This window comes from Roseateles terrae (assembly GCF_014192155.1).
Classification (GTDB): domain Bacteria; phylum Pseudomonadota; class Gammaproteobacteria; order Burkholderiales; family Burkholderiaceae_C; genus Roseateles; species Roseateles terrae.
Map to the genome: position 1 here is coordinate 134280 of NZ_JACHXO010000011.1, position 24675 is coordinate 158954.

The 24675-nt window shown below is 67.0% G+C and carries 17 protein-coding genes and 1 pseudogene; 10 read left to right on the forward strand and 8 right to left on the reverse strand.

Features of this window, described 5'->3' with window-relative positions:
- The first annotated feature begins 73 nt into the window (after positions 1–73).
- Entirely contained in the window at positions 74–376 is a 303-nt protein-coding gene (locus tag FHS28_RS23450) for an ElaB/YgaM/YqjD family protein (RefSeq protein ID WP_088454381.1), read from the forward strand.
- Here the strand turns inward: FHS28_RS23450 and FHS28_RS23455 are convergent.
- Entirely contained in the window at positions 365–2620 is a 2256-nt protein-coding gene (locus tag FHS28_RS23455) for a putative bifunctional diguanylate cyclase/phosphodiesterase (protein WP_088454380.1), read from the reverse strand. The genes FHS28_RS23450 and FHS28_RS23455 overlap by 12 nt on opposite strands.
- Positions 2621–2769: 149 nt before the next feature.
- Here FHS28_RS23455 and FHS28_RS23460 point away from each other — a divergent pair, with 149 nt between their 5' ends.
- A complete protein-coding gene (locus tag FHS28_RS23460) occupies positions 2770–3153 on the forward strand; it encodes a phage holin family protein (protein ID WP_088454379.1) in 384 nt (127 codons plus the stop codon).
- The gene (locus FHS28_RS23465; protein ID WP_088454378.1) at positions 3153–3521 is read left to right on the forward strand and encodes a hypothetical protein; all 369 of its coding nucleotides are present in this window, start codon (positions 3153–3155) and stop codon (positions 3519–3521) included. The genes FHS28_RS23460 and FHS28_RS23465 overlap by 1 nt, the downstream gene beginning before the upstream one ends.
- A 64-nt stretch (positions 3522–3585) precedes the next feature.
- On the opposite strand, the gene FHS28_RS23470 is transcribed toward FHS28_RS23465, so the two are convergent.
- Complete coding sequence (locus FHS28_RS23470; RefSeq protein WP_088454377.1) at positions 3586–6129, reverse strand: YgiQ family radical SAM protein; 2544 nt, start codon at positions 6127–6129, stop codon at positions 3586–3588.
- Between the two features lie 204 nt (positions 6130–6333).
- Complete coding sequence (locus FHS28_RS23475; protein WP_088454482.1) at positions 6334–7068, reverse strand: TetR family transcriptional regulator; 735 nt, start codon at positions 7066–7068, stop codon at positions 6334–6336.
- A 188-nt stretch (positions 7069–7256) separates the two neighbouring features.
- Between FHS28_RS23475 and FHS28_RS23480 the strand changes: the two genes are divergently transcribed.
- From FHS28_RS23480 to FHS28_RS23495, 4 genes are all read left to right on the forward strand, one after another.
- Positions 7257–8510 (forward strand): efflux RND transporter periplasmic adaptor subunit, encoded by a 1254-nt coding sequence (locus tag FHS28_RS23480; protein WP_088454376.1) that lies wholly within the window; start codon positions 7257–7259, stop codon positions 8508–8510.
- A 28-nt stretch (positions 8511–8538) separates the two neighbouring features.
- Positions 8539–11703: an efflux RND transporter permease subunit gene (locus FHS28_RS23485; protein ID WP_088454375.1), complete on the forward strand. Its 3165-nt coding sequence runs from the start codon at positions 8539–8541 to the stop codon at positions 11701–11703.
- Between the two features lie 48 nt (positions 11704–11751).
- Entirely contained in the window at positions 11752–13182 is a 1431-nt protein-coding gene (locus FHS28_RS23490) for an efflux transporter outer membrane subunit (protein WP_088454374.1), read from the forward strand.
- A gap of 233 nt (positions 13183–13415) precedes the next feature.
- Positions 13416–14411 (forward strand): sce7725 family protein, encoded by a 996-nt coding sequence (locus FHS28_RS23495; RefSeq protein WP_088454373.1) that lies wholly within the window; start codon positions 13416–13418, stop codon positions 14409–14411.
- Here FHS28_RS23495 and FHS28_RS23500 read toward each other — a convergent pair.
- Positions 14374–16668 carry a molybdopterin-dependent oxidoreductase gene (locus FHS28_RS23500; RefSeq protein ID WP_088454372.1) on the reverse strand — a complete coding sequence of 765 codons (2295 nt, stop codon included), beginning with the start codon at positions 16666–16668 and terminating at the stop codon, positions 14374–14376. The two genes, FHS28_RS23495 and FHS28_RS23500, sit on opposite strands and share 38 nt — an antisense overlap.
- Positions 16669–16769: 101 nt before the next feature.
- On the opposite strand from FHS28_RS23500, the gene FHS28_RS23505 reads away from it, so the two are divergent.
- A complete protein-coding gene (locus FHS28_RS23505) occupies positions 16770–17618 on the forward strand; it encodes an alpha/beta fold hydrolase (protein ID WP_088454371.1) in 849 nt (282 codons plus the stop codon).
- 70 nt (positions 17619–17688) lie between these two features.
- On the opposite strand, the gene FHS28_RS23510 is transcribed toward FHS28_RS23505, so the two are convergent.
- Both FHS28_RS23510 and FHS28_RS23515 read right to left on the reverse strand, forming a co-directional pair.
- On the reverse strand, positions 17689–18069 hold the full coding sequence (locus FHS28_RS23510; protein ID WP_088454370.1) for a PilZ domain-containing protein: 381 nt from the start codon (positions 18067–18069) through the stop codon (positions 17689–17691).
- Between the two features lie 102 nt (positions 18070–18171).
- Positions 18172–18597 carry a hypothetical protein gene (locus FHS28_RS23515; RefSeq protein ID WP_184295547.1) on the reverse strand — a complete coding sequence of 142 codons (426 nt, stop codon included), beginning with the start codon at positions 18595–18597 and terminating at the stop codon, positions 18172–18174.
- A gap of 304 nt (positions 18598–18901) precedes the next feature.
- Here FHS28_RS23515 and FHS28_RS23520 point away from each other — a divergent pair, with 304 nt between their 5' ends.
- Positions 18902–19567: a DUF1134 domain-containing protein gene (locus FHS28_RS23520; RefSeq protein ID WP_088454481.1), complete on the forward strand. Its 666-nt coding sequence runs from the start codon at positions 18902–18904 to the stop codon at positions 19565–19567.
- Positions 19568–19600: 33 nt separating this feature from the next.
- Here the strand turns inward: FHS28_RS23520 and FHS28_RS23525 are convergent, their stop codons facing one another.
- Positions 19601–20263, reverse strand: coding sequence for a PleD family two-component system response regulator (locus FHS28_RS23525; RefSeq protein WP_088454368.1), 663 nt, complete (start codon positions 20261–20263; stop codon positions 19601–19603).
- A gap of 159 nt (positions 20264–20422) precedes the next feature.
- Here FHS28_RS23525 and FHS28_RS23530 point away from each other — a divergent pair, with 159 nt between their 5' ends.
- On the forward strand, positions 20423–23356 hold the full coding sequence (locus FHS28_RS23530; RefSeq protein WP_088454367.1) for an adenosylcobalamin-dependent ribonucleoside-diphosphate reductase: 2934 nt from the start codon (positions 20423–20425) through the stop codon (positions 23354–23356).
- A gap of 225 nt (positions 23357–23581) precedes the next feature.
- On the opposite strand, the pseudogene FHS28_RS23535 reads toward FHS28_RS23530, so the two are convergent.
- Positions 23582–24538: pseudogene (locus FHS28_RS23535) on the reverse strand (IS5 family transposase); the annotation flags it as partial.
- Between the last annotated feature and the right edge of the window lie 137 nt (positions 24539–24675).

Sequence of the window (24675 nt, forward strand, 5' to 3'; positions counted from 1 at the left end):
AGCATCGACCCAGGTTCTTTGGATTCCCCGACGGAATCCCTGCAACAGCAACTCAACGAACAGGAGAATAAGCATGGCCAAGAATCCTTCCGACCGTCTGCTGGCGGATCTGAACCAGGTAGTGTCGGACGCGGAATCGCTGCTGCGTGCCACGTCGGACCAGACCAGCGCCACGGCATCGGAACTGCGTGCCCGGGTGCAGGCCACGCTGGACCGTGCCAAGGGCAGCCTGGGAGATTTCCAGTCGGCCGCCATCGACCGCGCCAAGGCCGCGGGCAAGGCCACCGATGAATATGTGCACACCAACCCGTGGGAATCGATCGGTGTTGCCGCCGGTGTCGGCCTCCTGCTGGGCCTTCTTATCTCACGCCGCTGAAGTATTGGGGCGGTTGCGGAGCCAGTCTTCGAGCTGGTCGGCGGGCATGGGGCGGGCGAAGAGCCAGCCTTGACCCTCGTGGCAGCCCAGCGCCAGCAGGTGCTGGCGCTGCTCTTCGGTTTCGATGCCTTCGGCGACGACACGCATGCCAAGGCTGCAGCCGAGGTTGACCACCAGTTGCGCAATCGTCGCGCCAGCCGCGCTGCTCTGCGCTTCATGCACAAAGGCGCGGTCGATCTTCAGGCGCTCGACATCCAATCGGCGCAGCTGGCTCAGGGATGAGAAGCCGGTGCCGAAATCATCGATCGCCACGGTTGCGCCGGTGCTGCGGATTTCCGCCAGCACGCGCAGCACCGTGGAAATCTCCTCCATCGCCATCGACTCCGTGATCTCCAGCTCCAGGGCGGCTCCGGGAATCTCGGCATCGGTCAATGCACGGCGAATCGAATCAATGAAACCCGGATGGCGGAACTGCGCCAGCGAAATGTTCACCGCAATCCGGAAGTCGTGGAAGCCATTGCGCCGCAGCTGCGCAATCTGGAAACACGCGGTCCGCAGCACAAATTCGCCGATCGGCACAATCAGGCCGGATTGCTCCGCCAGCGGAATGAACTGGTCCGGCGGCACAAATTGACCGTCCGACGTGCGCCAGCGCAGCAAGGCCTCGGCGCCAATCACCTGCTGGGTGGCCAGCGCCACCTGCGGTTGATAGACCACAAACAGCCGCCGCTCTTCAAAGCTGGCCCGCAGGCCCTTGAGCAGCTTGAAACGCTCGCGCGCATCAATGCCCATCTCGGCACGGAAGTATTGCGACGCACCGCGGTTGATGGCCTTGGCCCGCTTGAGCGCAATCTGCGCATCCAGCAGCAGCTCCGACCCCAGCGCCCGTGACTCGGCCAGTCGCACCAGGCCGGTGGTGGCACTCAGCTGCAGCCGCTCGCCAGACACAGTGAACGGGTCGTTGAAGAGCTCGGCAATGCGGTCGCCATTGACCACCTCTTCCGGGCCCAGCAGACCGAAGGCATTGGACGAAATCCGCGCCATGGCCGTGTTGTGGCCCAGCTGCTCCGCCATGCGCAGCGTGACCGCCTGCAGCACCAGGTCACCAAAGCGATGGCCGAAGGCGTCGTTGATGTCGGCAAAGTCGTCCAGGTCGATCAGCGCCAGCGTGATGCCGTCGGGCGACTTGAGGTTCTGTTCCAGCACCTCGATGAAACGGGTGCGGTTGGGCAGCTGCAGGAGCGGGTCGTTGTAGGCCTGATCCGAGAGCTGGTTGTAGAGCACCACATTCTCAAAACCCGCCGCAATGTTGGCGCTGAAGGCGCGCATCATCGCCAGATCCAGCTCGCCCAGCGGGCGCGGCACTTCCAGCAGCACCACCATGGCCCGCCCATTGGGCAGGCCAAAGTACATCAGGACGCAGCCGTCGTCATTGAAATGGTCGGCGAGTGTGAAGCAGCGGCTCAGCAGTTCCCGCACCCGCGGCACCGGTACATGACGCAGCGGGCGGGTCACCAGCGCGCTGTACTGCCCGGCAGCCGCGATCACCCGGGCTTCGCCGCTGGGGTCGTTCTCGCTCTGCAGGCAGACCAGCCCGTCCGGCAGCGTGCCCAGCAGCGCGCTCAGCAGGGTGATCACCCCTTCGGCAAAGCCCTGCATGCCGCGCAGCCGGCCCAGCTCGGCGCTGGCCTCGACAATCATCTCCATGCCTTCCCGGCTGGCTTCGAGCGCGCGGATCTGCCGATAGGAGCGGATGGCCGCCGTCAGCACGGTGTAGAGACGGGTCCGGGTCAGCTCCGACTTGGTCTTGTAATCGTTGATGTCATAAGCCTGGATCGTTTCGATCTCCGGCGCATACCCCGGCTGCCCGGTGCGCAGCACGATGCGCACGGCCTGGAGCTGGAGTTCATCCCGGATGTAGCGCACCAGCTGCAAACCGGCGTCGTCCGACTCCATCACCACGTCCAGCAGCACCACCGCGATGTCCTGCTCGCGGGAGAGCAGGCGTTCGGCTTCCTGGGCGGAGCGGGCATGGAGGAAGGTCAAGGGCTGGCCCTCGACCATCAGGCCCTGCATGGCGAGTTCCGTGGCCTTGTGGACGTCGGTGTCGTCGTCCACGATCAGCACCCGCCACGGGCGCGCCGTCGGCGGGATCTCGCGGGCGGTCTCGGGGTCGTCCAGAAACTGCATCACGTCGTCGTCCTCGACAACGGCAGAGTTCGACGAATGCTGGCGATCAGACATTGAGAGACCTTGTCGTGACGCCTGCGCGCGGCGGCGCATGACGTTGCCTTGACTTTAGCCCAAGCCTCCCCCGCCGATGTGGCTTGTACGCCATCGTTTCCCCCGATTCAGTGGTAGGGTGACACGGTCGAGGACGAGGAGAAAGTCACATGGAGTCGCAGGAGCTCAATCTGGCCGACCGATTACGCCAGATGGCCGCCCGGGCCGTGTCCCTGGCGCGGGTGCGTCTGGAACTGGTCGGAGTGGAGCTTCAGTCCCAGTTGCTGCGGCTGTTTGCCGCGCTGACCGGGCTGCTGCTGGCGCTGTTGCTGGGGGTGGCTTCGTTGCTGATGCTGATCTTCGCCGCGCTGCTCTGGGTGCCAGACACCTGGCGGGCTCCGCTGGGCCTGGGGCTCGGCGTGGCCCTGCTGCTGGCCGCGGTGATGAGCTGGCTGTGGGCCAAGAAACAGCTGGCGGACGGTGAACCTTTTGGCGCCAGTCTGGCCGAGCTGGCCCGGGACGCCCGGGCCCTGGGTGAGACGGAGGCCCGCTGATGTGGCGCGACCTTCAGCAGCGGATGAAGCTGCGGCAGCTGGAGTTGCAATTGCGTAGTGCGGAGCTGCGGGTGCAACTGGCGCAGGATGCGCGTGCGCTGGAACAGCCGCTGCAATGGGCCGACCATGCCCGTCGTGTGTGGCGGCTGATGGGCAGTCTGCCCAAAGCCTGGAAGGCGCTGGGGGCCCTGGGTGGCATGGGCGGATTGATCGGGCTGTTCCGGCTGGGCCGGATCTTCGGCAAACCCGGCCGACTGGCCCGCCTCTGGACCTGGCTGGCGGTGGCCCGCCGGGTGTGGCGATGGGTGCGGCCCAAGCCGGCATCGGCTCCGCCGGACCCGCGCGCCACTGGGTCGGCGACCGATTGAGGCGCCGAGCCTCCCACGAAACAAACCACTGAGCACCCCGCCCGACAAGGCGGGGGCGACCTCGTCAAGGACGGCCGCGCTTGATGCCGCCGCTGCGCGCAGGCGCCGACGTGCCGCCCGAGCGAGTGCCTGCGGAGCCGCCATTGCGCTGCGCGCCACCGGCGCTGCCAGCGCCACCGGAGCGCTGAGCCGTCGCGGACGAGCCGCCCACGCGTTTGGCACCCACCGTGGTGCTGCCACCGCGCGGCGCACCGCCCGCCGCCGGACGCTTCGCCGCACCGGTTTCCCGTGGCGGCAGCCCAGTGTGCTGCGTCAGGATCTGACCGGCGCGCGGCTTGTTCGGCGCCGTCTTCTGACCCGCAGCCGTCGAATTCTTGCGGCGAGCCGACTCGTAGCCGCCGTCGGTGGCCGGCTGGAAGGTGGGTATCAGGTGATGCTTGCCATTGCCGATCAGATCGGCCCGGCCCATCTCCTTGAGCGCCTCACGCAGCAGCGGCCAGTTGTTGGGGTCGTGATAGCGCAGGAAGGCCTTGTGCAGACGCCGACGACGCTCGCCCTTGACGATGTCCACCGCCTCGCTGTCCCGGGTCACCTTCTTCAGCGGATTCTTGCCGGAGTGGTACATGGCCGTGGCCGTGGCCATCGGGCTCGGATAGAAGGTCTGCACCTGGTCCGCACGGAAGCCATTGCGCTTGAGCCACAGCGCGAGGTTCATCATGTCCTCGTCCGCCGTGCCCGGGTGGGCCGCAATGAAATAGGGAATCAGATACTGCTTCTTGCCGGCGGCAGCGCTCGCCTGTTCAAACAGCTGCTTGAAGCGGTCGTAGGTGCCGATGCCCGGCTTCATCATCTTCGAGAGCGGCCCGCCTTCGGTGTGCTCCGGCGCGATCTTGAGATAACCGCCCACGTGGTGGGTGACCAACTCCTGGATGTATTCTGGCGACTCGATGGCCAGGTCGTAGCGCAGGCCCGATCCGATCAGGATCTTCTTGACCCCGCGCAGGCCACGCGCACGGCGGTAGAGCTTGATCAGCGGGCCGTGGTCGGTGTGCAGGTTGGGGCAGATGCCAGGATAGACGCAGCTCGGCTTGCGGCAGGCGGCCTCGATCTCGGGGCTCTTGCAGCCGATGTGCCACATGTTGGCCGTCGGGCCGCCCAGGTCGGAAATGATGCCGGTGAAGCCCTTGACCTTGTCGCGGATGTCCTCGATCTCTCGAATGATCGAGTCTTCGCTGCGGCTCTGGATGACGCGGCCTTCATGCTCGGTGATGGAGCAGAAGGTGCAGCCGCCAAAGCAGCCCCGCATGATGTTGACCGAGAAGCGGATCATCTCCCAGGCCGGGATCTTGGTGCTGCCGTCGTGGCCGCCTTGCTCGTCCGCATAGATCGGATGCGGGCTCCGGGCATAGGGCAGGTCGAAGACGTGGTCCATTTCCGCGGTGGTTAGCGGAATGGGCGGCGGGTTCAGCCACACGTCGCGGTCCACGCCGCTGGACGAATGCCGCTGCACCAGCGCGCGCGCATTGCCGGGGTTGGTCTCCAGGTGCAGCACCCGGTTGGCGTGGGCATACAGCACCGGGTCGCTCTTGACCTTCTCGTAGGCCGGCAGACGGATGACGGTGCGGTCCTTCGGCGTGGTCAGCGCGCGGCCGTCCTGGCCGGTGCGCGCCAGCGGCTGGCGGACGATGCGGATGGGCTTGACCTCCAGCATGCCGGCGGCCACCGCAGCCTGCGCATTCACCGATCCAGCGGATTCAGGGGATCCAGCGGACCCGGCCGCTGCCGCTCCGGCGGATGCCTGCGCCTGCTGCTTGGAGCAGTCGGTGCCCTGGTCGGCCGCCACCTCGTCGGTGGTCATGTAGGGGTTGATCAGCGCCTCGACCTTGCCGGGCGCATCCACCTCGGTGGAGTCGATCTCGAACCAGCCGTCCAGCGCCGGATCATCCGGACGCCGCATGAAGGCGGTGCCGCGCACATCGGTGATCGACTCGATGGGCTTCTTCTGCGCCAGGCGATGCGCGATCTCGATGATGGCCCGCTCGGCATTGCCATACACCAGCAGGTCCGCCTTCGAGTCCACCAAAATGCTGCGGCGGACCTTGTCCTGCCAGTAGTCGTAGTGGGCGATGCGCCGCAGCGACGCCTCGATGCCGCCGATGATCACCGGCACATCCTTGTAGGCTTCCTTGCAGCGCTGGGTGTAGACCAGCGTGGCCCGGTCCGGCCGCTTGCCGGCCTCACCGCCCGGGGTGTAGGCGTCGTCCGAGCGGATTTTGCGATCAGCCGTGTAGTGGTTGATCATCGAATCCATGTTGCCGGCCGCCACGCCAAAGAACAGATTCGGTTTGCCCAGCGCGCGGAACGGGTCTGGCGACTGCCAGTCCGGCTGCGCAATGATGCCCACCCGGAAGCCCTGCGCCTCCAGCGTCCGCCCGATCACCGCCATGCCGAAACTCGGATGGTCCACATAGGCGTCGCCGCTGACGATGATGATGTCGCAGCTGTCCCACCCCAGTTGGGTCATTTCCTCGCGCGACATCGGCAGGAACGGTGCGGGGCCAAAGCGCTTGGCCCAGAACGGCCGGTAGGCGGTCAGGGCTTTCTGCACCGCCTTCTGAACAGGCTTCTGTGCAGGGGGCTGGTCAGACTTCGGGGCGGAGGAGGGGGGCAGGATGGCGGACACGGCGGCGGCTCGGCGGGGGTAACCTTCTATTGTCGCCGCTCCCTGGGTTTTCCCCCAGCGGAGACCTCACAAATCCGGGGCTTTCCGCGGGGAATCCACGCGGATTCAAGGGGAGGAAGCCGCGAGGCGTCAGCCGGGTTTCGTTGAGGGTTCTTCGGGGGCGCCGGTGGGGCGGCTGGCCTCACAAACCGGCTGCCGGCCCAGCGTGTGGCGTTCGGCGTCGGTCAGCGGCGGGAAGCGGTTCGGCACCGGCACCGCCAGGCTGGAGAGGTAATGCTCCAGCTGCGCCTGGCCCACCTCGATCAGGTCGAAGGATTCCGGGTCCAGCATCCAGTGATGCAGCAGTCCGCCCACCATCGCCATCAGGCCGATGGCCGCGCGCTGGGTGTCCAGGCCGGCCGGCAGCTGGCCCAGGGCGATGGCGCGCTCGAAGGCGACCCGGTTGTGCAGGGTCCAGTCCCGGTGGGCCACCACCTTGCGGTCGAGGATGCTCGTCATCTCCCCGACGAATTCCACCCGTAGATTCGCGATCTCGAAAGCGCGCCGGGTCCGGGCATTGTTCACGGTGCAGTGAAAAACGTTCAGCAGACCCAGGCGGAGGTCTTCGAGCGGACGGTCCGGAGACGACGAGGTGGCGGCTTCGATGCCTTCCTCCAGCGGCATGGTGGCGCGCTGCATCATGGCGTCAAACAGCTGGACCTTGTCCTCGAAGTGCCAGTAGACAGCACCCCGCGTCACTCCGGCCGCTTGCGCAATGTCCTGCAGCGAGGTGCGAGAAACGCCCCGCTCATGGAACAGCTGTTCAGCTGCGTCCAGCAGGCGGGTGCGGGTCTCCTGAGCTTCTTGTTTGGTTCGGCGGGCCATGTCCGGCATTGTAGAGGGGTAAACATACATGCGCGAATGTATGTATATACTCCGGCCCGTTCTGTAGACGAGCTGGCCGCCGAACGCCTTGCGGAAGGATCGACCTTTGCCCATGATGCGCCGACGCTGAATCGCTACGTAAAAACACCAACAAGCCACCCCTGATTCACAAGAGGAAACCCATCGTGATGTCCTTCCCTCAGTCGCAAGCACAACCGGGGGCGGAGCGCCCTGGCCAGACGGCCCACGCCCGCGCGCTGTATCTTCTCCCCCTGGTCGTCTCGCTGGCCGCGGTCCTGACCGCCTGCGGCAAGGACGAAAAAGCCGCCGGTCCCGGTGCGGGCGGCGGCATGCCCCCGGCACAGGTCGGTGTGGTCACGGTGGGGACGCAGGCCGTCGCCCTGCAGACCGAATTGCCGGGTCGTGTGGAAGCCCTGCGCACCGCCGAAGTGCGGGCCCGCGCCACCGGCATCGTGCAAAAGCGCCTCTTCACCGAAGGCTCGGAAGTGAAGGCCGGCCAGCCGCTGTTCCAGATCGATCCGGCCCCCTACCAGGCAGCCCTGGACAGCGCCAATGCCAATGTGGCCAAGGCCGAAGCCAATTACGCGCAGGCGAATGCCCAGGCCGAGCGCAACAAGCCGCTGGCCGATGCCAAGGCGATCAGCCAGCAGGACTACATCACCTCGGTGGCCACCGCCAAGTCGGCCGCTGCCGACGTGGCCGCGGCCAAGGCCGCCGTGGTGCAGGCCCGGCTGAACCTGGACTACGCCCGTGTCACCGCGCCCATCTCCGGCCGCATCGGCCGCGCGCTGGTCACCGAAGGTGCGCTGGTCAGCTCGACCGAAGCCACCCAGCTGGCCCTGGTGCAGCAGGTCAGCAGCGTCTATGTGAACTTCACCCAATCGGCCAACGACGTGCAGAACCTGCGCCGCGCGATGGCCAACGGCCAGCTGCGCAGCGCGGGCGCTGGCGCCGCCCAGGTCCAGGTGGTGCTCGACGACGGCACCGTCTACAGCCGTCCCGGCAAGCTGCTGTTCACCGACCTGACGGTGGACAGCACCTCCGGCCAGGTCACCCTGCGTGCGGAAGTCCCCAATCCGGACAACTCCCTGCTGCCCGGCCAATACGTGCGTGTGCGCCTGGCCCAGGCGGAACTGCCCTCGGCCATCCTGCTGCCCCAGCAGGCGGTCACCCGTGGCAATGACGGCGACACCGTGCTGGTCGTGGGCGCGGACAACAAGCCGCAGCCGCGCAAGGTCCGCATCGGCAATGCCGTGGGCAACCAGTGGGTGGTGACCGACGGTCTGAAGGCCGGTGAAAAGGTCATCGCCGACGGCTTCCAGAAAATGATGGTGCCGGGCGCGCCGGTCAATCCGGTGCCATTCGCGCCGGCCAGTGCCGCCAGCGGTGCCCCGGCGGGCGCCTCGGCCGCCAGCCACTGAGCCCTGACGCTCAGGAAGGATTCAAGACATGGCACGTTTTTTTATTGATCGCCCCATCTTTGCGTGGGTGATCGCGCTCTTCATCCTGGTGTTCGGCGGAGTCGCCATCACCCAGCTGCCGGTGGCGCAGTACCCGACCGTGGCGCCGCCTTCGCTGGTGGTGAGCATGGTCTACCCGGGCGCTTCCGCCAAGACCCTGGACGAGTCGGTCATCTCCGTCATCGAACAGGAGCTGAACGGTGCACCGGGCCTGGCCTACATGGAATCGGTCAGCCAGGCCAACGGCACGGGTTCGATCACCGTGACCTTCGAGTCCGGCACCAACATCGACCTGGCGCAGGTGGAAATCCAGAACCGTCTGTCCCGCGCGGAACCCCGACTGCCGTCGGCGGTGACGCAGCAGGGCGTGAAGGTGGACAAGTCCCGCTCCAACTTCCTGCTGTTCGTCACGCTGGCCTCCAAGGACGGCTCGATGGACCCGATCGCGCTGGGTGACTATGCCGCCCGCAACATCGTTCCGGAAATCCAGCGGGTGCCCGGCGTCGGCCAGGCGCAGCTGTTCGGTTCCGAGCGCGCGATGCGCATCTGGCTGGATCCGGCCAAGATGCTGTCGTTCAATCTGACGCCGACCGAAGTCAACACCGCCATCTCCGCGCAGAACGCGCTGGTGCCGGCCGGTGTGCTGGGCGATCGTCCGAACACGACCAGCCAGACGATGTCCGCGACCATCGTCGTCAAGGGCCAGCTGGAAAACAAGGAGCAGTTCGAGAACATCGTCCTGCGCGCCAACACCGACGGCTCCACCGTCAAGCTGAAGGACGTCGCCCGCATCGAGCTGGGCGGCCAGAGCTATTCCACCTACGCCCGTCTGAACGGCAAGCCGTCCACCGGCATCGGTGTGCAGCTCTCGCCCACCGGCAATGCGCTGGGCACCGCCACCGCGGTCAAGCAGCGCATGGAAGACCTGAAGAAGTTCTTCCCGGCCGGCGTGGAATACGCGGTGCCGTACGACTCGTCCAAGTTCGTGAAGATCTCGATCTCGCAAGTGGTCGAGACTCTGATCGAGGCCATCGTCCTGGTGTTCCTGGTGATGTTCCTGTTCCTGCAGGACTGGCGCTACACCCTGATCCCGACGCTGGTGGTGCCGGTGGCCCTGCTGGGCACCTTCGGCATCATGCTGGCGATGGGCTTCTCGATCAACGTGCTGACACTGTTCGGCATGGTGCTGGCCATCGGTATCCTGGTGGACGATGCCATCGTGGTGGTGGAGAACGTCGAGCGGATCATGAGCGAGGAGGGCCTGTCCCCCCGCGAAGCGACCAAGAAGGCGATGGGCCAGATCTCGGGCGCCATCATCGGCATCACCACGGTGCTGATCGCGGTGTTCGTGCCGATGGCCTTCTTCGCCGGCTCGGTGGGCAACATCTATCGCCAGTTCTCGCTGGCGATGGTGGCCTCGATGGCCCTGTCCGCGCTGATGGCCCTGTCGCTGACGCCGGCCCTGTGCGCCACCCTGCTCAAGCCGGTGGACGCGGGTCACCATCATGAGAAGCGCGGCTTCTTCGGCTGGTTCAACCGCGGCTTCTCCCGCACCGCCAAGGGCTATGAGGGCTGGGTGTCCCGCCTGCTCAAGCGCAGCGCCGGCATGATGATCGCCTTCGTGGCCATCGTCGCGGTGGTGGGCTGGCTGTATGTGCGCATGCCCACCTCCTTCCTGCCGAATGAAGACCAGGGCTACCTGATCGTCAACGTGCAGCTGCCCCCGGGCGCGACGTCCAACCGGACGGAAGCTGCGGTGGCCGCTGTCGAGCAGTTCCTGCACAAGCAGCCGGAAGTCGCTGACACCATCGGCGTGATCGGTTTCTCGTTCTCCGGGCAGGGCCAGAACGCCGCCCTGGTGTTCGTGCCGCTGAAGCCGTGGGAAGAGCGCAAGGGCGCCGAGCACAGCGCCGGCGCCGTGGCCGGTCGGGTCTTCGGCGCGATGATGGGCGGCGTGCGCGACGCCTTCATCTTCCCGCTGTCGCCGCCCCCGATCCCGGAACTGGGCAATGCCACCGGCTTCGCGCTGCGTCTGCAGGACCGCGGCGGCCTCGGCCACGAGGCGCTGCTGGCTGCCCGCAACCAGCTGATGGGCATGGCCGCGCAGAGCAAGATCATCACCGGCATGCGTCCGGACGGTCTGGAAGATGCGCCGCAGCTGCAGATCGACATCGACCGTGCGAAGGCACAGGCGCTGGGCATCAACTACAGCACCATTGCCGCCACGCTGGGCACCCAGCTGGGGTCTGCCTACGTGAACGACTTCCCGAGCGCGGGCCGCATGCAGCGGGTGGTGGTCCAGGCCGATGCGCCCAAGCGCATGACGCCCGAAGACGTGCTGGCGCTGAACGTGACCAACGGCAGCGGCAAGGCGGTGCCTTTGTCGGCCTTCGCCACCAGCCACTGGATCACCGGCCAGATGCAGGCCACCCGCTACAACGGCTATCCGGCGATGCGCCTGGCCGGTGATGCGGCCGCGGGTGCATCCACCGGTCAGGCCATCAAGGAACTGGAAGGCATGATCGCCAAGCTGCCGCCGGGCATCGGCTACGAGTGGACCGGTCTGTCCCGCGAGGAACAGCTGTCCGGCTCGCAGGCCACGATCCTGCTGGCGTTCTCGCTGCTGGCGGTGTTCCTGTGCCTGGCTGCGCTGTATGAGAGCTGGTCCATCCCGCTGTCGGTGCTGCTGGTGGTGCCGCTGGGTCTGCTGGGCGCGCTGGCCGGTGCCACGCTGCGTGGCATGCCCAACGACGTCTACTTCAAGGTGGGCCTGATCACCATCATCGGCCTGTCCGCGAAGAACGCCATTCTGATCATCGAGTTTGCGAAGGATCTGCAGGCGCAAGGGAAGGGGCTGGTCGAGTCCATTCTTGAAGCGGCCCACCTGCGCTTCCGTCCGATCATCATGACCTCGATGGCCTTCATCCTGGGCGTGACGCCGCTGTTCTTCGCTTCCGGCGCAGGGTCTGCCAGCCAGCGTGCGATCGGTACCGGCGTGCTGTCCGGCATGATCACCGCGACGCTGCTGGCCGTGATCTTCGTGCCGGTCTTCTTCCTGGTGGTGCGCCGCTTCTTCAAGGGCAGCGACCGTCAGCGCAAGATGTACTCGCGTGAGCTCGACGGTCCCGATGTGAAGAACGCCGACGGCGTGTGATGAACGTTGTGAGCCCCGGCGCGAGCCGGGGCCCCACGGAGAATTCGAATGATCAAAAACAGTTTGACCGTCCTGGCCTCGGCCGTTGCGGCCCTGGCACTGACCGGCTGCATCAACCTGGCCCCGGACCATCAGCGCCCTGAAGCGCCGGTGGCGGGCCAGTGGCCGCAGGGTCCGGGTGCGGAAGCCCCGGGCGCGCAGGCCGCTGCCCAGCTGCAGTGGGAGCAGTTCTTCCATGACGCACGCCTGCGCGAGCTGATCAGCCTGGCGCTGAAGAACAACCGCGACCTGCGGGTGGCCCTGCTGAATGTGGAAGTGGCGCGCGCGCAGGCGGGCGTCTCGGCCGCCAACCGCTGGCCCACCATCAATGCCGGCTTCACCGGCACGCGCGGTCCGCAGACCAGCACCTCGGGCGACACCCGCGTCGTCAGCACCTATCAGGCCGGCCTGCAGATCAATGCCTTCGAGCTGGATCTGTTCAGCCGCTTGAAGAACACGAGCGAGGCCTCCTTCGCCAACTATCTGGCCACGGCCGAAGCCGCCCGCACGGCGCGCATCTCGCTGATTGCCAGCGTGGCCACCGCCTATCTGGCGGTGCAGGCGGACGACGAGCTGCTGAAGCTGACCGAGCAGACCCTGGCCACCCGCCAGGACAGCCTGAAGCTGACCCAGCTCAAGTTCGACAACGGTGCCTCGTCCAAGCTGGACCTGAACACCGCGCAGTCCTCGTATGAATCGGCGCGCGCCACGCTGGCCCAGTTGCAGCGCACCCGCATGCAGGACATGAACAGCCTGACCCTGCTGGTCGGCCAGACGCTGCCGGACAACCTGACGTCGGCCCAGCCGCTGAGCAGCCAGACGATGGGCGCGCTGCTGGCCGGTTTGCCGTCCGAAGTGCTGATCCAGCGTCCGGATGTGCGTCAGGCCGAGCAGCAACTGGTGGCGGCGGAAGCCAACATCGGTGTGGCGCGCGCCGCGTTCTTCCCGAGCATCTCGCTGACCACCAGTGCCGGCACCGCCAGCAATGCCCTGTCCGACCTGTTCAAGCGCAGTGCCTGGAGCATCAGCGGCACCGCCCTGATGCCGCTGTTCGACTTCGGCAAGAACCGCAACAACCTCGATGCCGCCAAGGCCAGCCGTGAAGTGGCCGTGGCCAACTACGAGAAGGCGGTGCAGAGCGCATTCAGGGAAGTCTCTGATGCGCTGGCCGGCCGTGCCACGCTGGACGAGCAACTGCGCGCCCAGGATGCCCAGGCGGAAGCCGAGGCCTCGCGTCTGCAGCTGGTGGAGCTGAGCTATCGCAATGGCGCGGCCTCCAACCTGGACCTGCTGGATGCGCAGCGGTCCAGCTTTGCGGCGCAGCAGTCGGCCCTGCAGGTGCGTCTGGCGCAGCTGCAAAACCAGGTGCAGCTCTACAAGGTGCTGGGGGGCGGGACGGAGCCCGCACCGGCGCAGCAGAACGCCCAGGCGCCGCAGTGACCGGCTGAGCCCGATCCTGCTTCGTGCCCTCGACGGCACCGGTTCGCAGCAGCGGCCGGTGCCGTTTTTTCATGGCCGCGATGACGGGGTCCACTACCGATCGTTGTGGATCTCTGACCGTTTTTGGGATCGCATTTGCTAGCTTGATTCAACGCAATCTAGCAAGCGCAGATGCTGACGGGATCTTCGCTGCTCTGCATCATCAGCGCCCCAGGTTACTTGTGGCGATCCCCATGTACTTCCCCTATCTCTACGGCATGCAGAAGGAGATGCTGGCCTTGCGCCAGTCCATTCCGCTGCTCGCCGCCGACGCTTGCGTCCAGCCGGTGATCGAGCCCGTGCGACACCGGCTGGCTTCGCTGACGCACACGCTGCAGGCTTGTGAGAACGAGGGCCTCCCCGTCTGGATGGTGGTCAACCCGATGCTGCAGGAGTTTGGCGGCGTCGGCGCTGCGCCTGCGCCCAGCTGGGGACGGCACCTGATGGCGTCCATCCAGCCGCGCAAGCATCTGTGCCCGACCCTGCTGCTGCACGGCGGCGTGACCGTGGATGTGGTGCGGCTGTTTGCGCAGAGCTTTGCGGGGCAAGTGGTGGGGGTGGTGATGGCGGAAGAGCCGCAATCCCTGATGCATCTGTACAACGCGCTCGAGTCGGTACAGGTGGGTCGGGTCTTCCTCAAGCATGGGCCCTGCACCACCCCCCTGCGCGAGCGGCTGGCGCCGACGCCGCTGGTGTGGGTGGAACCGCTGGATGCCAGCATGCCCGAAGCGCTCAAGCGGGTGGGCATGGGGGGCTTCCTGCAGGAGCGGCGTTTCTTCACCGATGCGGTGTCCCGCTTTCTGGAGGTCGGCGGCAACGGGTTTTCGGACTACACCTGCCTGCCGTCCCTGCCGCATGCGGGCGGCGGCCCCACCGGCTGCTTCCACCTGAGCTTTCATCAGATCGGCGGGCCGCTGGATCGGGCGCTGTGCCTGGAGTTCTTTGTGGCCGAGCGGCAGTTTCCGCCGCAGCGGCTGGCCGAGGCGCGGTTCGTCAAGGCGTTGCAGAACTTCCATCTGGCGCTGGACCGGCGCGATGCCTGCTTCGGCCCCACCGAGGCGGTGCGGCGCTTCGTCGGTTGCCACATCCGCGGTGTGCCGCCCACCCAGGCGCTGGCGCGCCAGTGGCAGCTGATGCACCACCTCGAGCTGGTCAGTGGTTTGCTGTCGGGGCGGTTTCCGCCGCGCTGAGCCGCACCGGGACGCCGGACAGTACCGAGGTGCCGGAGACCGGATCCCGGTCGTCCTCGTCCAGCAGCAGGTTCATGTTGACCCCCGGGTGCTGCGCCGCCACCTGCAGCCGTGCGCCGGCGAGGTCGTGGCCCCAGCCGTGCGGCAGGCTCACCACGCCGGGCCGCATGGCCTCACTGATCTCCACCTGCGCCAGCACGCTGCCCCGCGCATTGCCCAGGCGGGCCATCTGGCCGGCGGCGAGGCCCGCGCGGGCGGCGTCGTCCGGATGGATGAGCAGCGTGCAGCGTTCCTTGCCCTTGGCCAGCACCGGCAGGTTGTGCATCCAGCTGTTGTTGCTGCGGGTCTCGCGTCGGCCGATCAGCAGCAGCTCCGGATTCAGCGGACGCTGCAAGGCCGCCTTCACCGTGGGAAGTTCCGCCAGCAGCGCCGGCGGGGCGAGTTCGATGCGGCCGGAGGGCGTGCGCAGCACCTCTGGAATCCGCGATTTCAGCTCGCCGAGATCGATGCCGCGAGGCGCGGCGCGAACCTTGGCCAGCGTGAGCCCGTCGGGCTTCTGGCCGAAGCGGTCGCCATACGGGCCGGAGCGCAGCGCCAGGTCCAGCCAGCGCGCCGGTCCGACGCCACCGTCCAGCATGGCCATGCAGGCCTCGGCGTGGTCACCGGCACTGCGGCGCAGCTCGGTCATCAGCGCCTGATCGTCCAGGGCCTGCAGGTCGGCGTCCGGGCCGAGGCCGTTGACGATGGCGGTCAGGCGCAGCAGCGTCTTCCATTCCGGCTGGCGTTCGGTCGCTGCCGCCTCATCGGCGGGCGGAAGGACCGGCCCCGACCAGCGCGCATGATTGCGCCACGACAGCTGGGCAAACACCTGGTCGTAGTGCCAGTCCTCCAGCGGGGACGGCGGTGGCAGGATCAGATGGGCATGCCGGGTGGTCTCGTTGATGTAGGGATCGAGGCTGAGCATGAAGTCCAGCCCCTCCAGCGCCCGGGCCAGTCGCGCGCCGTTGGGCGACGACAGCACCGGGTTGCAGGCCACGGTGATCAGCGCATGGATCTGCCCGTCGCCGGGGGTCTCGATCTCCTCCGCCAGGCAGCTGATGGGCAGCTCGCCCATCACTTCCGGCGCACGGCTGACACGGCTGTGGCGACGACCGATGGTCACGCCCTTGCCTTGTCCGGAGCGCCCCAGCGTGTTGGCCGCAAAGGCGGCGGCCTTGGGGAACATCAGGCCGCCGGGGCTGTCCAGGTGGCCGGTGAGGATGTTGAGCACATCGATCAGCCAGCTGTTGATCGTGCCAAAGCGCTGGGTGCAGGTGCCGATGCGGCCATACAGTGCAGCGCGTGGGGCAGCGGCCAGATCCCGCGCGAGCTGACGAATCACCGCCTCCGACAGCCCAGCCTGCGGCGCACAGAGCGACGGCGGAAACGCCTCCGCCACCGGGCGCAGGTCGTCGAGGCCCTGCAGGTGTTCGGTCAGCCGACCGGGTCGCACCAGGTCTTCATCGAACAGTGTGTGCAGCATGCCCAGCAGCAGGAAGACATCGCCGCCAGGTCGGATGGCATGGTGCTCATCTGCGGCCTGCGCGGTTTCCGTGCGGCGTGGATCGATGACGATGATGCGACCGCCGCGCGCCCGCATGGCTTTGGCCTTGCCGCGATAGTCCGGCACCGTCCACAGGCTGCCATTGCTCACCGCAGGATTGGCGCCGAGGATGATCAGGAGATCGCTGCGGGGCAGGTCCGGCACCGGCACGCTCAGCCAGTGGCCGTACATCCAGCCGCAGGACAGCTGCTTGGGCATCTGGTCGAGGGTGGAGGCGGAGAAGATGTTGCGGGTGCCGAGTGCACGCGCCAGGCCCGGAAAATAGCTGAACAGGCCGATCTTGTGCGAGGCCGGATTGCCGATGCTCAGGCCCACCGCATCAGGCCCGTGGGCCTGACGCAAGGCGGGCAGGCGGCGGTCGATCTCCTCGAAGGCCTGCGCCCAGCTGATGGGCACAAAGCGGCCGTCGGCCTCGCGGCGCATCGGCTGTCGCAGGCGGTCAGGATCTTCATGCAGATCCTTGAGCGCGACGCCTTTGGGGCACAGATAGCCCTGGCTGAAGGGGTCCTGCTCGTCGCCGCGGATGCTCACGACCTGGCGCACGCCGTCGTGCGCGCGTGCCTCCGTGCGGATCTCCAGTCCGCAGGCCGCTTCGCACAAGGGGCAGATGCGGTAGTGCGCCTCGTGGGGCGCGTCGGTGTGCACGAGGGCCATGGCTGTCTCCGTTCCTTCGTCTTGTGCGGACCATTGTGAGTCGCCCCTCTGGCCCCGGTCGTCATGTAGGCGACAGGCCGCATCGCGGCATACTGGCGGCCATGAAAATCGATATCGGTGGCGGCGTTCGCCTGTATGTGGATGTGGACGGGGCGGGACTGGTGCCGGACGGCCCGCAGATGCGGGAGAAGCCGACGCTGATCTGCATGCATGGCGGTCCGGGCTTCGACCACAGCGCGTTCAAGCCGGCCTTCGGTCAGCTGACGGATCTGGCGCAGGTCATCTATTACGACCATCGGGGCCATGGCCGCAGTGATCCGCGTCCGTCCAGCGAATGGAACCTGGATGTGTGGGCCGACGACGTGGTGCGCCTGTGCGACGCCCTGGGCATCGTCAAGCCGATCGTACTGGGGCAGTCGTTCGGTGGATTCGTGGGCCAGCGCTATCTCGCGCGGCATCCGGGACATGCTTCCAAGGTGATCCTGTCCAGCACCTCGCACCACATGGGCCTGGACCGCAAGCTGGCCGCATTCGAACGCCGCGGCGGGCCCGAGGCGCGCGCACTGGCCGAAGCCTTCTGGGCGCGGCCGAGCCACGCCACCTTCGAGGCATATTGGGCGGGCGTGCGTCACCTCTACAACACCCGGCCCGCGGCAGATCCGGAAGCGGGCAGCCGCACGCTGGCGAACATCGAAATCCTGCTGCACTTTGTGGCCGGGGAGAAGCAGGACCTCGGCCTGCTGCAGGGGCTGGCGCGGGCGGAATGTCCGGTGCTGGTGATGGTGGGCGAGGACGATCCGGTCTGCCCGCTGGAGGACGCGCTGGAGATCTACGAAGCGCTGCCGGCGCAGCATCGCCAGTTGGCCCGCTTTCCCGGCGTGGGGCATGGCGCGTGGCGGGATGACCCGGTGGCGGCGTTCAAGGTGCTGCGCGAGTTCATCGCCGAGTAAGCGTCCGCGGCGCCCCGGGGCCGGTGGCCGGATGGCGCTGCCTGAGCATGGGCAGGCGCGCGGTGGACGCTCAGGCCGAGGCCGCCGCCAGCGCCCGCAGGTCCCGCTCCGCCAGGGCAGGATCGCCCAGGTTGAGTTCGATCAGCCGCCGCAGATGGGTGATGCTTTCCAGGTCAATGCCCAGGCTCAGCAGGCCGGCGCGACCCGCGTCGATGTGGGCCACCTGCACGGCCATGGAGATGCGACCGTCGTGGGGCAGCAGCGGCAGGTCCAGCAGGGCCATGCTGCCGGGCTCCACCGGCGCTCCGTCGGGCAGCCGCACCAGCGCGCCCTTGAGGGAGAGATCCAGCACCTGCACGGCCACCCGCTGGTCCACCGTCACGAGGTGGGCGCTGCTGGCAAAGGCAATGCGCGAGAAATGGCGGCGCTCGTGGCCTGAATCGTTGGACATCCCGTATTCCCCACTCTCCGGCGCCGAACCTCCGGCGGCCGTCTGGCGCTGACTATCCTCTTCCCGGTCGCCGGCGTCAAAGCCGGACCCCGGGGCAGGGGGTCACAGCTCGGCGTAGATGGTCGACTTCTCAATCGCCTGATGCAGCCGGGACGGCGCCAGCGATTCCAGCCCCATCGTCTCCAGCAAATACCACGAGGCCCGCAGCAGGGCCGAGGTGGCCTGGCGCAGCGCCATCAGCTCCGGCGATTCCTCGCGGGACATCATCTGCTGCAGCTGGCGGTTGGGTGCATGGCCGGGAACTTCCGGCAGCGAATACCCCGGGTGGGTCTGGGCGACCCGCGACAGCAGCTGCTGTACTTCCGGGCCGTGTTCGGGCGACTGGATCAGTCGTGCCAGGTCCCCCAGCAGTCGCTCGCCGGCAGCGGCCAGCAACTGCGCGGAATGATCGGCGCCACCCGCCATGTAGAGGGCCGAAGCCATGTCGAGATATTCCAGGGCTCGGGCCAGACGGGGCAAATCACTCACGGGGGTCCTCCTTGCTGCTTGTCGTCGCGTTTGTTGTCGCGTTCGTTGTCGCGTTTATCTTCGCTTCTGTCATCGCCACTGTCCGCGGATGCGTGGGTCTCGTCATGATGGATCGGTCTGGGTTTGCCAATCTTCTTGTCGCTGCGAGACCGGCCGCGTTGGCGTTCGCCCAGTGTATAGAACGGCGCACCGGCTTGTCGCGCCGTTTGTCACAAGCAGGCGTAGCATCACCTTGCAAAACGTGTCCGCCCGGAGAACCGCACTCGTCTGGTGCGCCGGCCTCATGGAAAACCCGGAGATGAGCATGAATCGTGTGTCTGACGAACAGCCCTTGAACGTCGAGCCCGCGGCCGGTGAGGCCCAGGCGGCTTCCCGCCGAAGGGCCCTCGCGCGTCTGGGCCGGTGGGCGGCCGGCGGCCTGATCCTCCCGGTGGCGGCCGGTGTGTCACTGCCGGCGCTCGCGGCCGAGGACAAGGGCGAAGAGGACGACACCTTCGACCAGGATTCCGTGCTCAAGGACGCCGCCGACTTCTTCGGCGAGACCACCGAAGGATTGGCCAAGGTCATCGAGAAGGCGTTCAAGGAGCAGGGGCGGCCCAATGCCTACATCAAAGGCCAGGAGGCGGGGGCTGCCATCACCGTCGGTCTGCGCTATGGCGATGGCAGTCTGGTGATGAAGCGCGGCGGCGGCACCCATGTGTACTGGGCGGGGCCGTCGGTGGGTTTTGACCTGGGAGCGAATGCGTCCAAGGTGTTCACCCTGGTCTACAAGCTGCCCAAGGCCAGTGCCATCTTTCGTCGCTTCCCCGGCGTTGATGGCAGCCTGTATTACGTCGGCGGCGCCGGCATCAACTATCAGCGTGCGGACGGCATCACCCTGGCACCGATCCGCCTGGGCGTGGGACTGCGGGCGGGGGCCAGCGTGGGCTACATCCACTACCGGCGAGAAAAGACCTACAACCCGTTCTGACACGGGGCGCCGAGGCGTGGCGCCGAGGCGGGCTCAGCCGGTGCGCAGCGGGCCGCCTTCGCGCTGGCTGCGTTCCAGCGCGCCTTCAGCCCGCGCCAGGAAGGCGCCACCGGTGTCGCCGGGGCCACGCCAGGCGGTCAGGCCCATGGCCAGGGCACCGGCGCCAGCATGCTGCTGGAACCACACCGTCCGCAGCCGCTCACAGACCTTGCGGCCGGTGGGCAGATCCACGTCATGCAGCAGCATCAACATGGCTTCGCCCTTGCCCAGCGCCAGCACGTCCTGTGCGCGGCACTGCTGGCGCAGCATCTGCGGCAGCACGCCCGCCGGTGCGCGCGTAGCGCCCAATGCGACGAGACACCACGACAGGTCCGGCGTGCTGCGCTGATGTTCCGCCAGCCGCGACAGCAGCTGATCCCGAGAGGCCAGCGGCGAGCTGCCGGCCTGCAGCGCCAGCGTGTGGAAGCGCTTGTAGAAGCGCAGCGCGGCGGCCCAGTCCTGCTCCGCCTCGGCCAGTGCGCTCAGCGCTTCCTGCAGCGGGGCGTGTTCATCGCCGTGGGCGCGCTGCAGGCCCATCAGCTGATCACGGGCAGCGTTGAAGTCCCCGTCCTGGATCAGGCGGCGGGCTTCAGCGCATTCAAGTTCCAGATCACCCAGGGTGCCGGGGCTGGATCGCAAGACCTTGTCGGGGTTCATGGGATTCAAGAATAGTGCGCTTGTGTGCATTGGCCCATTGGGGCTTCCCAGCGGAGTGGCTGCTCACGGGCTGTCAGTTGCAGCTTTGTGTCTTGATGTAGCTCAGTCCGGTAGTCAGCCAGAGGACTAATATCGTTCGATTGCCTTGTGGAGTTTCGAATGAGTCAGCCTTCCGTGCCCTCTGCCGTCCCGGCCCCATCCCTTGCCTCTGCGGACACGCTGCCCGCTCAGGACATCAGCGAGGAAGTGCTGCTGGAGAAATACGCCAAGGGCGGTGAGCGTGACCTGGAAGAGGTGCAGCGCCGGGTGGCGCGGGCGCTGGCCCAGGCGGAATCGCCGGAGCACCGGCAGGATTGGGAAGCGAGATTCCTCGATGCGCAGCAGCGCGGTTTCGTGCCCGCCGGGCGCATTGCGTCGGCGGCCGGCACGGAGCTGTCGGCCACCTTGATCAATTGCTTTGTGCAACCCGTCGGCGACTCGATTGCCGAGGAGGAAGACGGCGTTCCCGGCATCTACACCGCCCTCACCGAAGCCGCAGAAACCATGCGCCGCGGGGGCGGGGTGGGCTACGACTTCTCGCGCATCCGGCCCAAGGGGGCGTGGGTCAAATCCACGCAGTCCAGCGCGTCGGGTCCGGTGAGCTACATGCGGGTGTTTGACCGCAGCTGCGAGACGGTGGAGTCGGCCGGCTCACGCCGGGGGGCGCAGATGGGTGTGCTGCGCTGTGATCATCCGGACATTGAAGACTTCATCCACGCCAAGGATCAGGGCGACCTGCGCAACTTCAATATTTCGATCGGCGTGACCGACGCCTTCATGGAAGCGGTGGAAGCCGATGCCGATGTGGAGCTGGTCCACAAGGCCGTGCCCAGCGCGAAGGTGCGGGCTGCGGGGGCCGTTCAGCGGGCCGATGGCCAGTGGGTGTATCGACGCGTAAGAGCTCGCAAATTGTGGGACCAGGTGATGCGCTCCACCTACGACCATGCCGAGCCTGGCGTGTTGTTCCTCGATCGCATCAATGCAGACAACAACCTGCACTACTGCGAGACCATCAGCGCGACCAATCCGTGCGCCGAGCAGCCGCTGCCGCCGTATGGCTGCTGCTGCCTGGGCTCGATCAACCTGACGCGCTTTGTGGTGGAGCCCTTCGGCGCCCACGCCCGGTTTGATGAAGACGGCTTTGCGGACGTGTGCAGAGTGGCCACTCGCATGCTGGATAACGTGCTGGATGTCACACCCTGGCCGCTGCCCAAGCAGGCCCAGGAGGCGGCCAACAAGCGCCGGGTGGGGCTGGGCTTCACCGGGCTGGGGGATGCGCTGATCATGCTGGGGCTGCGCTACGACACCGAAGCGGCGCGCAGCATGGCCCGGCGGATCAGCGAGGTGATGCGGGATGCGGCCTATGAAGCCAGCGCGGATCTGGCCCTGGAGCGTGGCGCGTTTCCCCTGTTCAATGCTGATCTCTATTTGTCCGGCGGGAACTTCGCATCGCGTCTGCCGCCGTGGCTGAAGGACAAGATTCGGGCCCAGGGGCTGCGCAATTCGCATCTGCTGTCGATTGCGCCGACCGGCACCATCAGCCTGGCCTTTGCCGACAATGCCAGCAACGGCATCGAGCCACCGTTCTCCTGGAGCTATACCCGCAAGAAGCGGATGCCGGACAACAGCTTCAAGGAATATGCCGTTGAAGACCACGCGTGGCGGCTCTATCGCCACCTGCACGGCGCCGATGCGCCGCTGACCGAAGCGTTCGTGACCGCGCTGGAATTGAAGGCGGCGGACCACGAAGCGATGGTGGCCGCCGTGGCGCCGTATGTGGACACGTCGATTTCCAAGACGGTGAATGTGCCGGCGGACTATCCGTATCAGGACTTCCAGGACCTGTATCGACTGGCCTGGAAGAGCGGACTGAAGGGCCTGGCGACTTACCGTCCCAACCAGGTGCTGGGATCGGTGTTGAGCGTGGAGCCGGTGGCGCAGCCGGAGCCGCTGAAGCCCGAGGTGGGGCCGAACCAGCGGCTGCGGGTGGACCGTCTGCCCAAGCCGGTGCTGGCCTCGCTGCGCTGGCCCAGCCGGCCGGAACTGCCGGGTGGCAATCCGGCCTGGTCCACCATGATCCGGCATCCGCATGGCGACTTTGCGCTGTTCGTCGGCGAGCTGCCGGCAGAAGGGCCGGAGGCAGGTCTGTTTGGGCGCACGCTGCCGTTTGAGGTGTGGGTGAATGGGGCGGAGCAGCCCCGCGGTCTGTCGGCGCTGGCGAAGACCTTGTCAATGGATCTGCGCACCAACGACACCGCCTGGCTCCGTCTGAAGCTGGATGCGCTGGCGACGGTGGCGGAGGAGCGATCCTTTGAAATGCCGATGCCGCCCATGGGTGAGCCGCGGCTGTTCCCGGGCGTGGTGGCGGCGACCGCCGCGGTGATCCGCTGGCGCTGTGAGCAGCTGGGGGCGCTGCAGGATGGTGGCCCGACCCCGGTGATGGATGCGATGTTCTCGCGCGAGGAACCGCGCACTGGCACGATGGGCACGCTGGCCTGGGCCGTGGACGTGGACAACCCGGCGACCGGCGAAGTCTTCACCCTGACGCTGAAGGAAGTGAGCCTGCCGACGCCGGAGGGGGGGGCGGTGACCCGTCCGTGTGCGATGGGGTTCTCAGGGAACTATCCGAAGGCGCTGGATGGGTTGGCGCGCTTGCTGTCACTGGATATGCGGGTGCTGGATCCTGGCTGGATCGGCATGAAGCTGCGCAAGCTGCTGAACGTGGGCGAGCCCCTGGGGCATTTCATGGCGCCGGTGCCGACGCTTTCCGGCGAGCGGCGTCAGCAGGTGTGGCCGTCGACGGTGGCGTATGTGGCGCGCTTGATCATTCACCGCTATGCGATGCTGGGCGTGCTGGATGAACAAGGCTTTCCGCTGGTGGACATGGGGCTGCTGCAGCAGGCACCAGCGTCTGCCGGCCGGACGGTGGCGACCACGGCCGGTGTGCCAACCATGGCAGGGAAGAAGTGTCCGGAATGCGGGAACCTGACGGTGATCCACCGGGACGGGTGTGAGTTCTGTACGGCTTGCGGGTTTGTGGGGCAGTGTGGGTGAGGGCGGGATCGGCTCCACACCGGCGCCCTGTCCGGGACCCCATAGGGCACTTCTCATAACCCCGTTCTCGCCGCACCTGAAGGCGCGAGCATGTCCGCAGCCTCGGATTGAGGCCGCACAGGCCCATTTCAACCGTCGAAGCCGGCCGCCAGGCCCCTCATCTCCCGCTTTGCGGGCTCAGCGGGCTCAGCGGGCTCAGCGGGCGCACCTCGCCCTTGGCGGCGCTCAATGCGCCGGCTCATTGGCGGCCAGCCACACCAGCCGCTTGACGTTGTAGGCCACGCACTGGAGCGTCACCGCCAGTTCATTGCGAGCCAGCGTCGTGGCCCGCACGACCTTGCCGCCCAACTGCTGCAGGCCCGCGAACACGTGCTCGCCTCTGGCCCGGATGCGGTTGATGGCCGTGTTGCGCGCATCCCGTCGCTGACGCTTCTCCTGCCCAGGCTTGGCTCTTCTACCGATGCCGTCTCGCAGTTGCCGGTCTCGCAGCAGATCCCGGTTGGCTTGGCTGTCGTAGCCCCGGCCGGCCAGCACGCGTTTGCCGGTATTGCTCGCGTCCAGCACGTCCTTCAAGGTCTGGCCGTCGTCCACGTTGGCCGGCGTGACCTTGATCTTGCGGATGAGCTTGTAGCGCGCGTCGCTGTTGGCATGCACCTTGTAGCCGTAGTAGCTCTTGCCGTGCTTCTTGGTCCAGCGGGCATCCCGGTCGGTATGGCGCAGCTTCTTGGAGGACCAGCCCTCAGGGGCCTGCCCTTCATTGAGCGCTTCGCGCTCCTCGCTCTTGGTGAGGGTGACCGGCGCCTGCACGATGCTGGCGTCCACGATCTGCCCGCCTCGCGGGCTGTAGCCGTGGGCCTGCAGTTGCTGGCTGACGGCCTCGAAGATGGCCCGCCCGCCCAGGCCACCCTGGGCCAGTTGCTGCTTGAAGCGCCACAGCGTGCGTGCGTCCGGGATGTGCAGCTCGCCTGCAAGCCGGCAAAAGTGCTGGAAGCTCATGCGGTCCAGCACCTGGTACTCGCACTCCTCGTCGCTCAAGTTGTACAGCGACTGGATGAACACCAGCCGCACCATGATCTCGGTGGAGTACGGCGGGCGGCCACCCTTGCTGCGGTCGGGCCGTGGGCAGGCTGCCTCCACCTGAGCTGCAACTGCTGCGAAGTCCACCAGTTCGTCCATCGCCGCGAGGTTTGAATCAACCCGGTTTCCGCGGAGGCTGTTTGGTTCAAGTCAGGCCATTACGGCGGAGTTCTGACTGGCGAGTTGCCGATAGTAGTTTGCCTCGGCCTCAGCGGGCGGGATGTGGCCGATGGGCGCAAGCA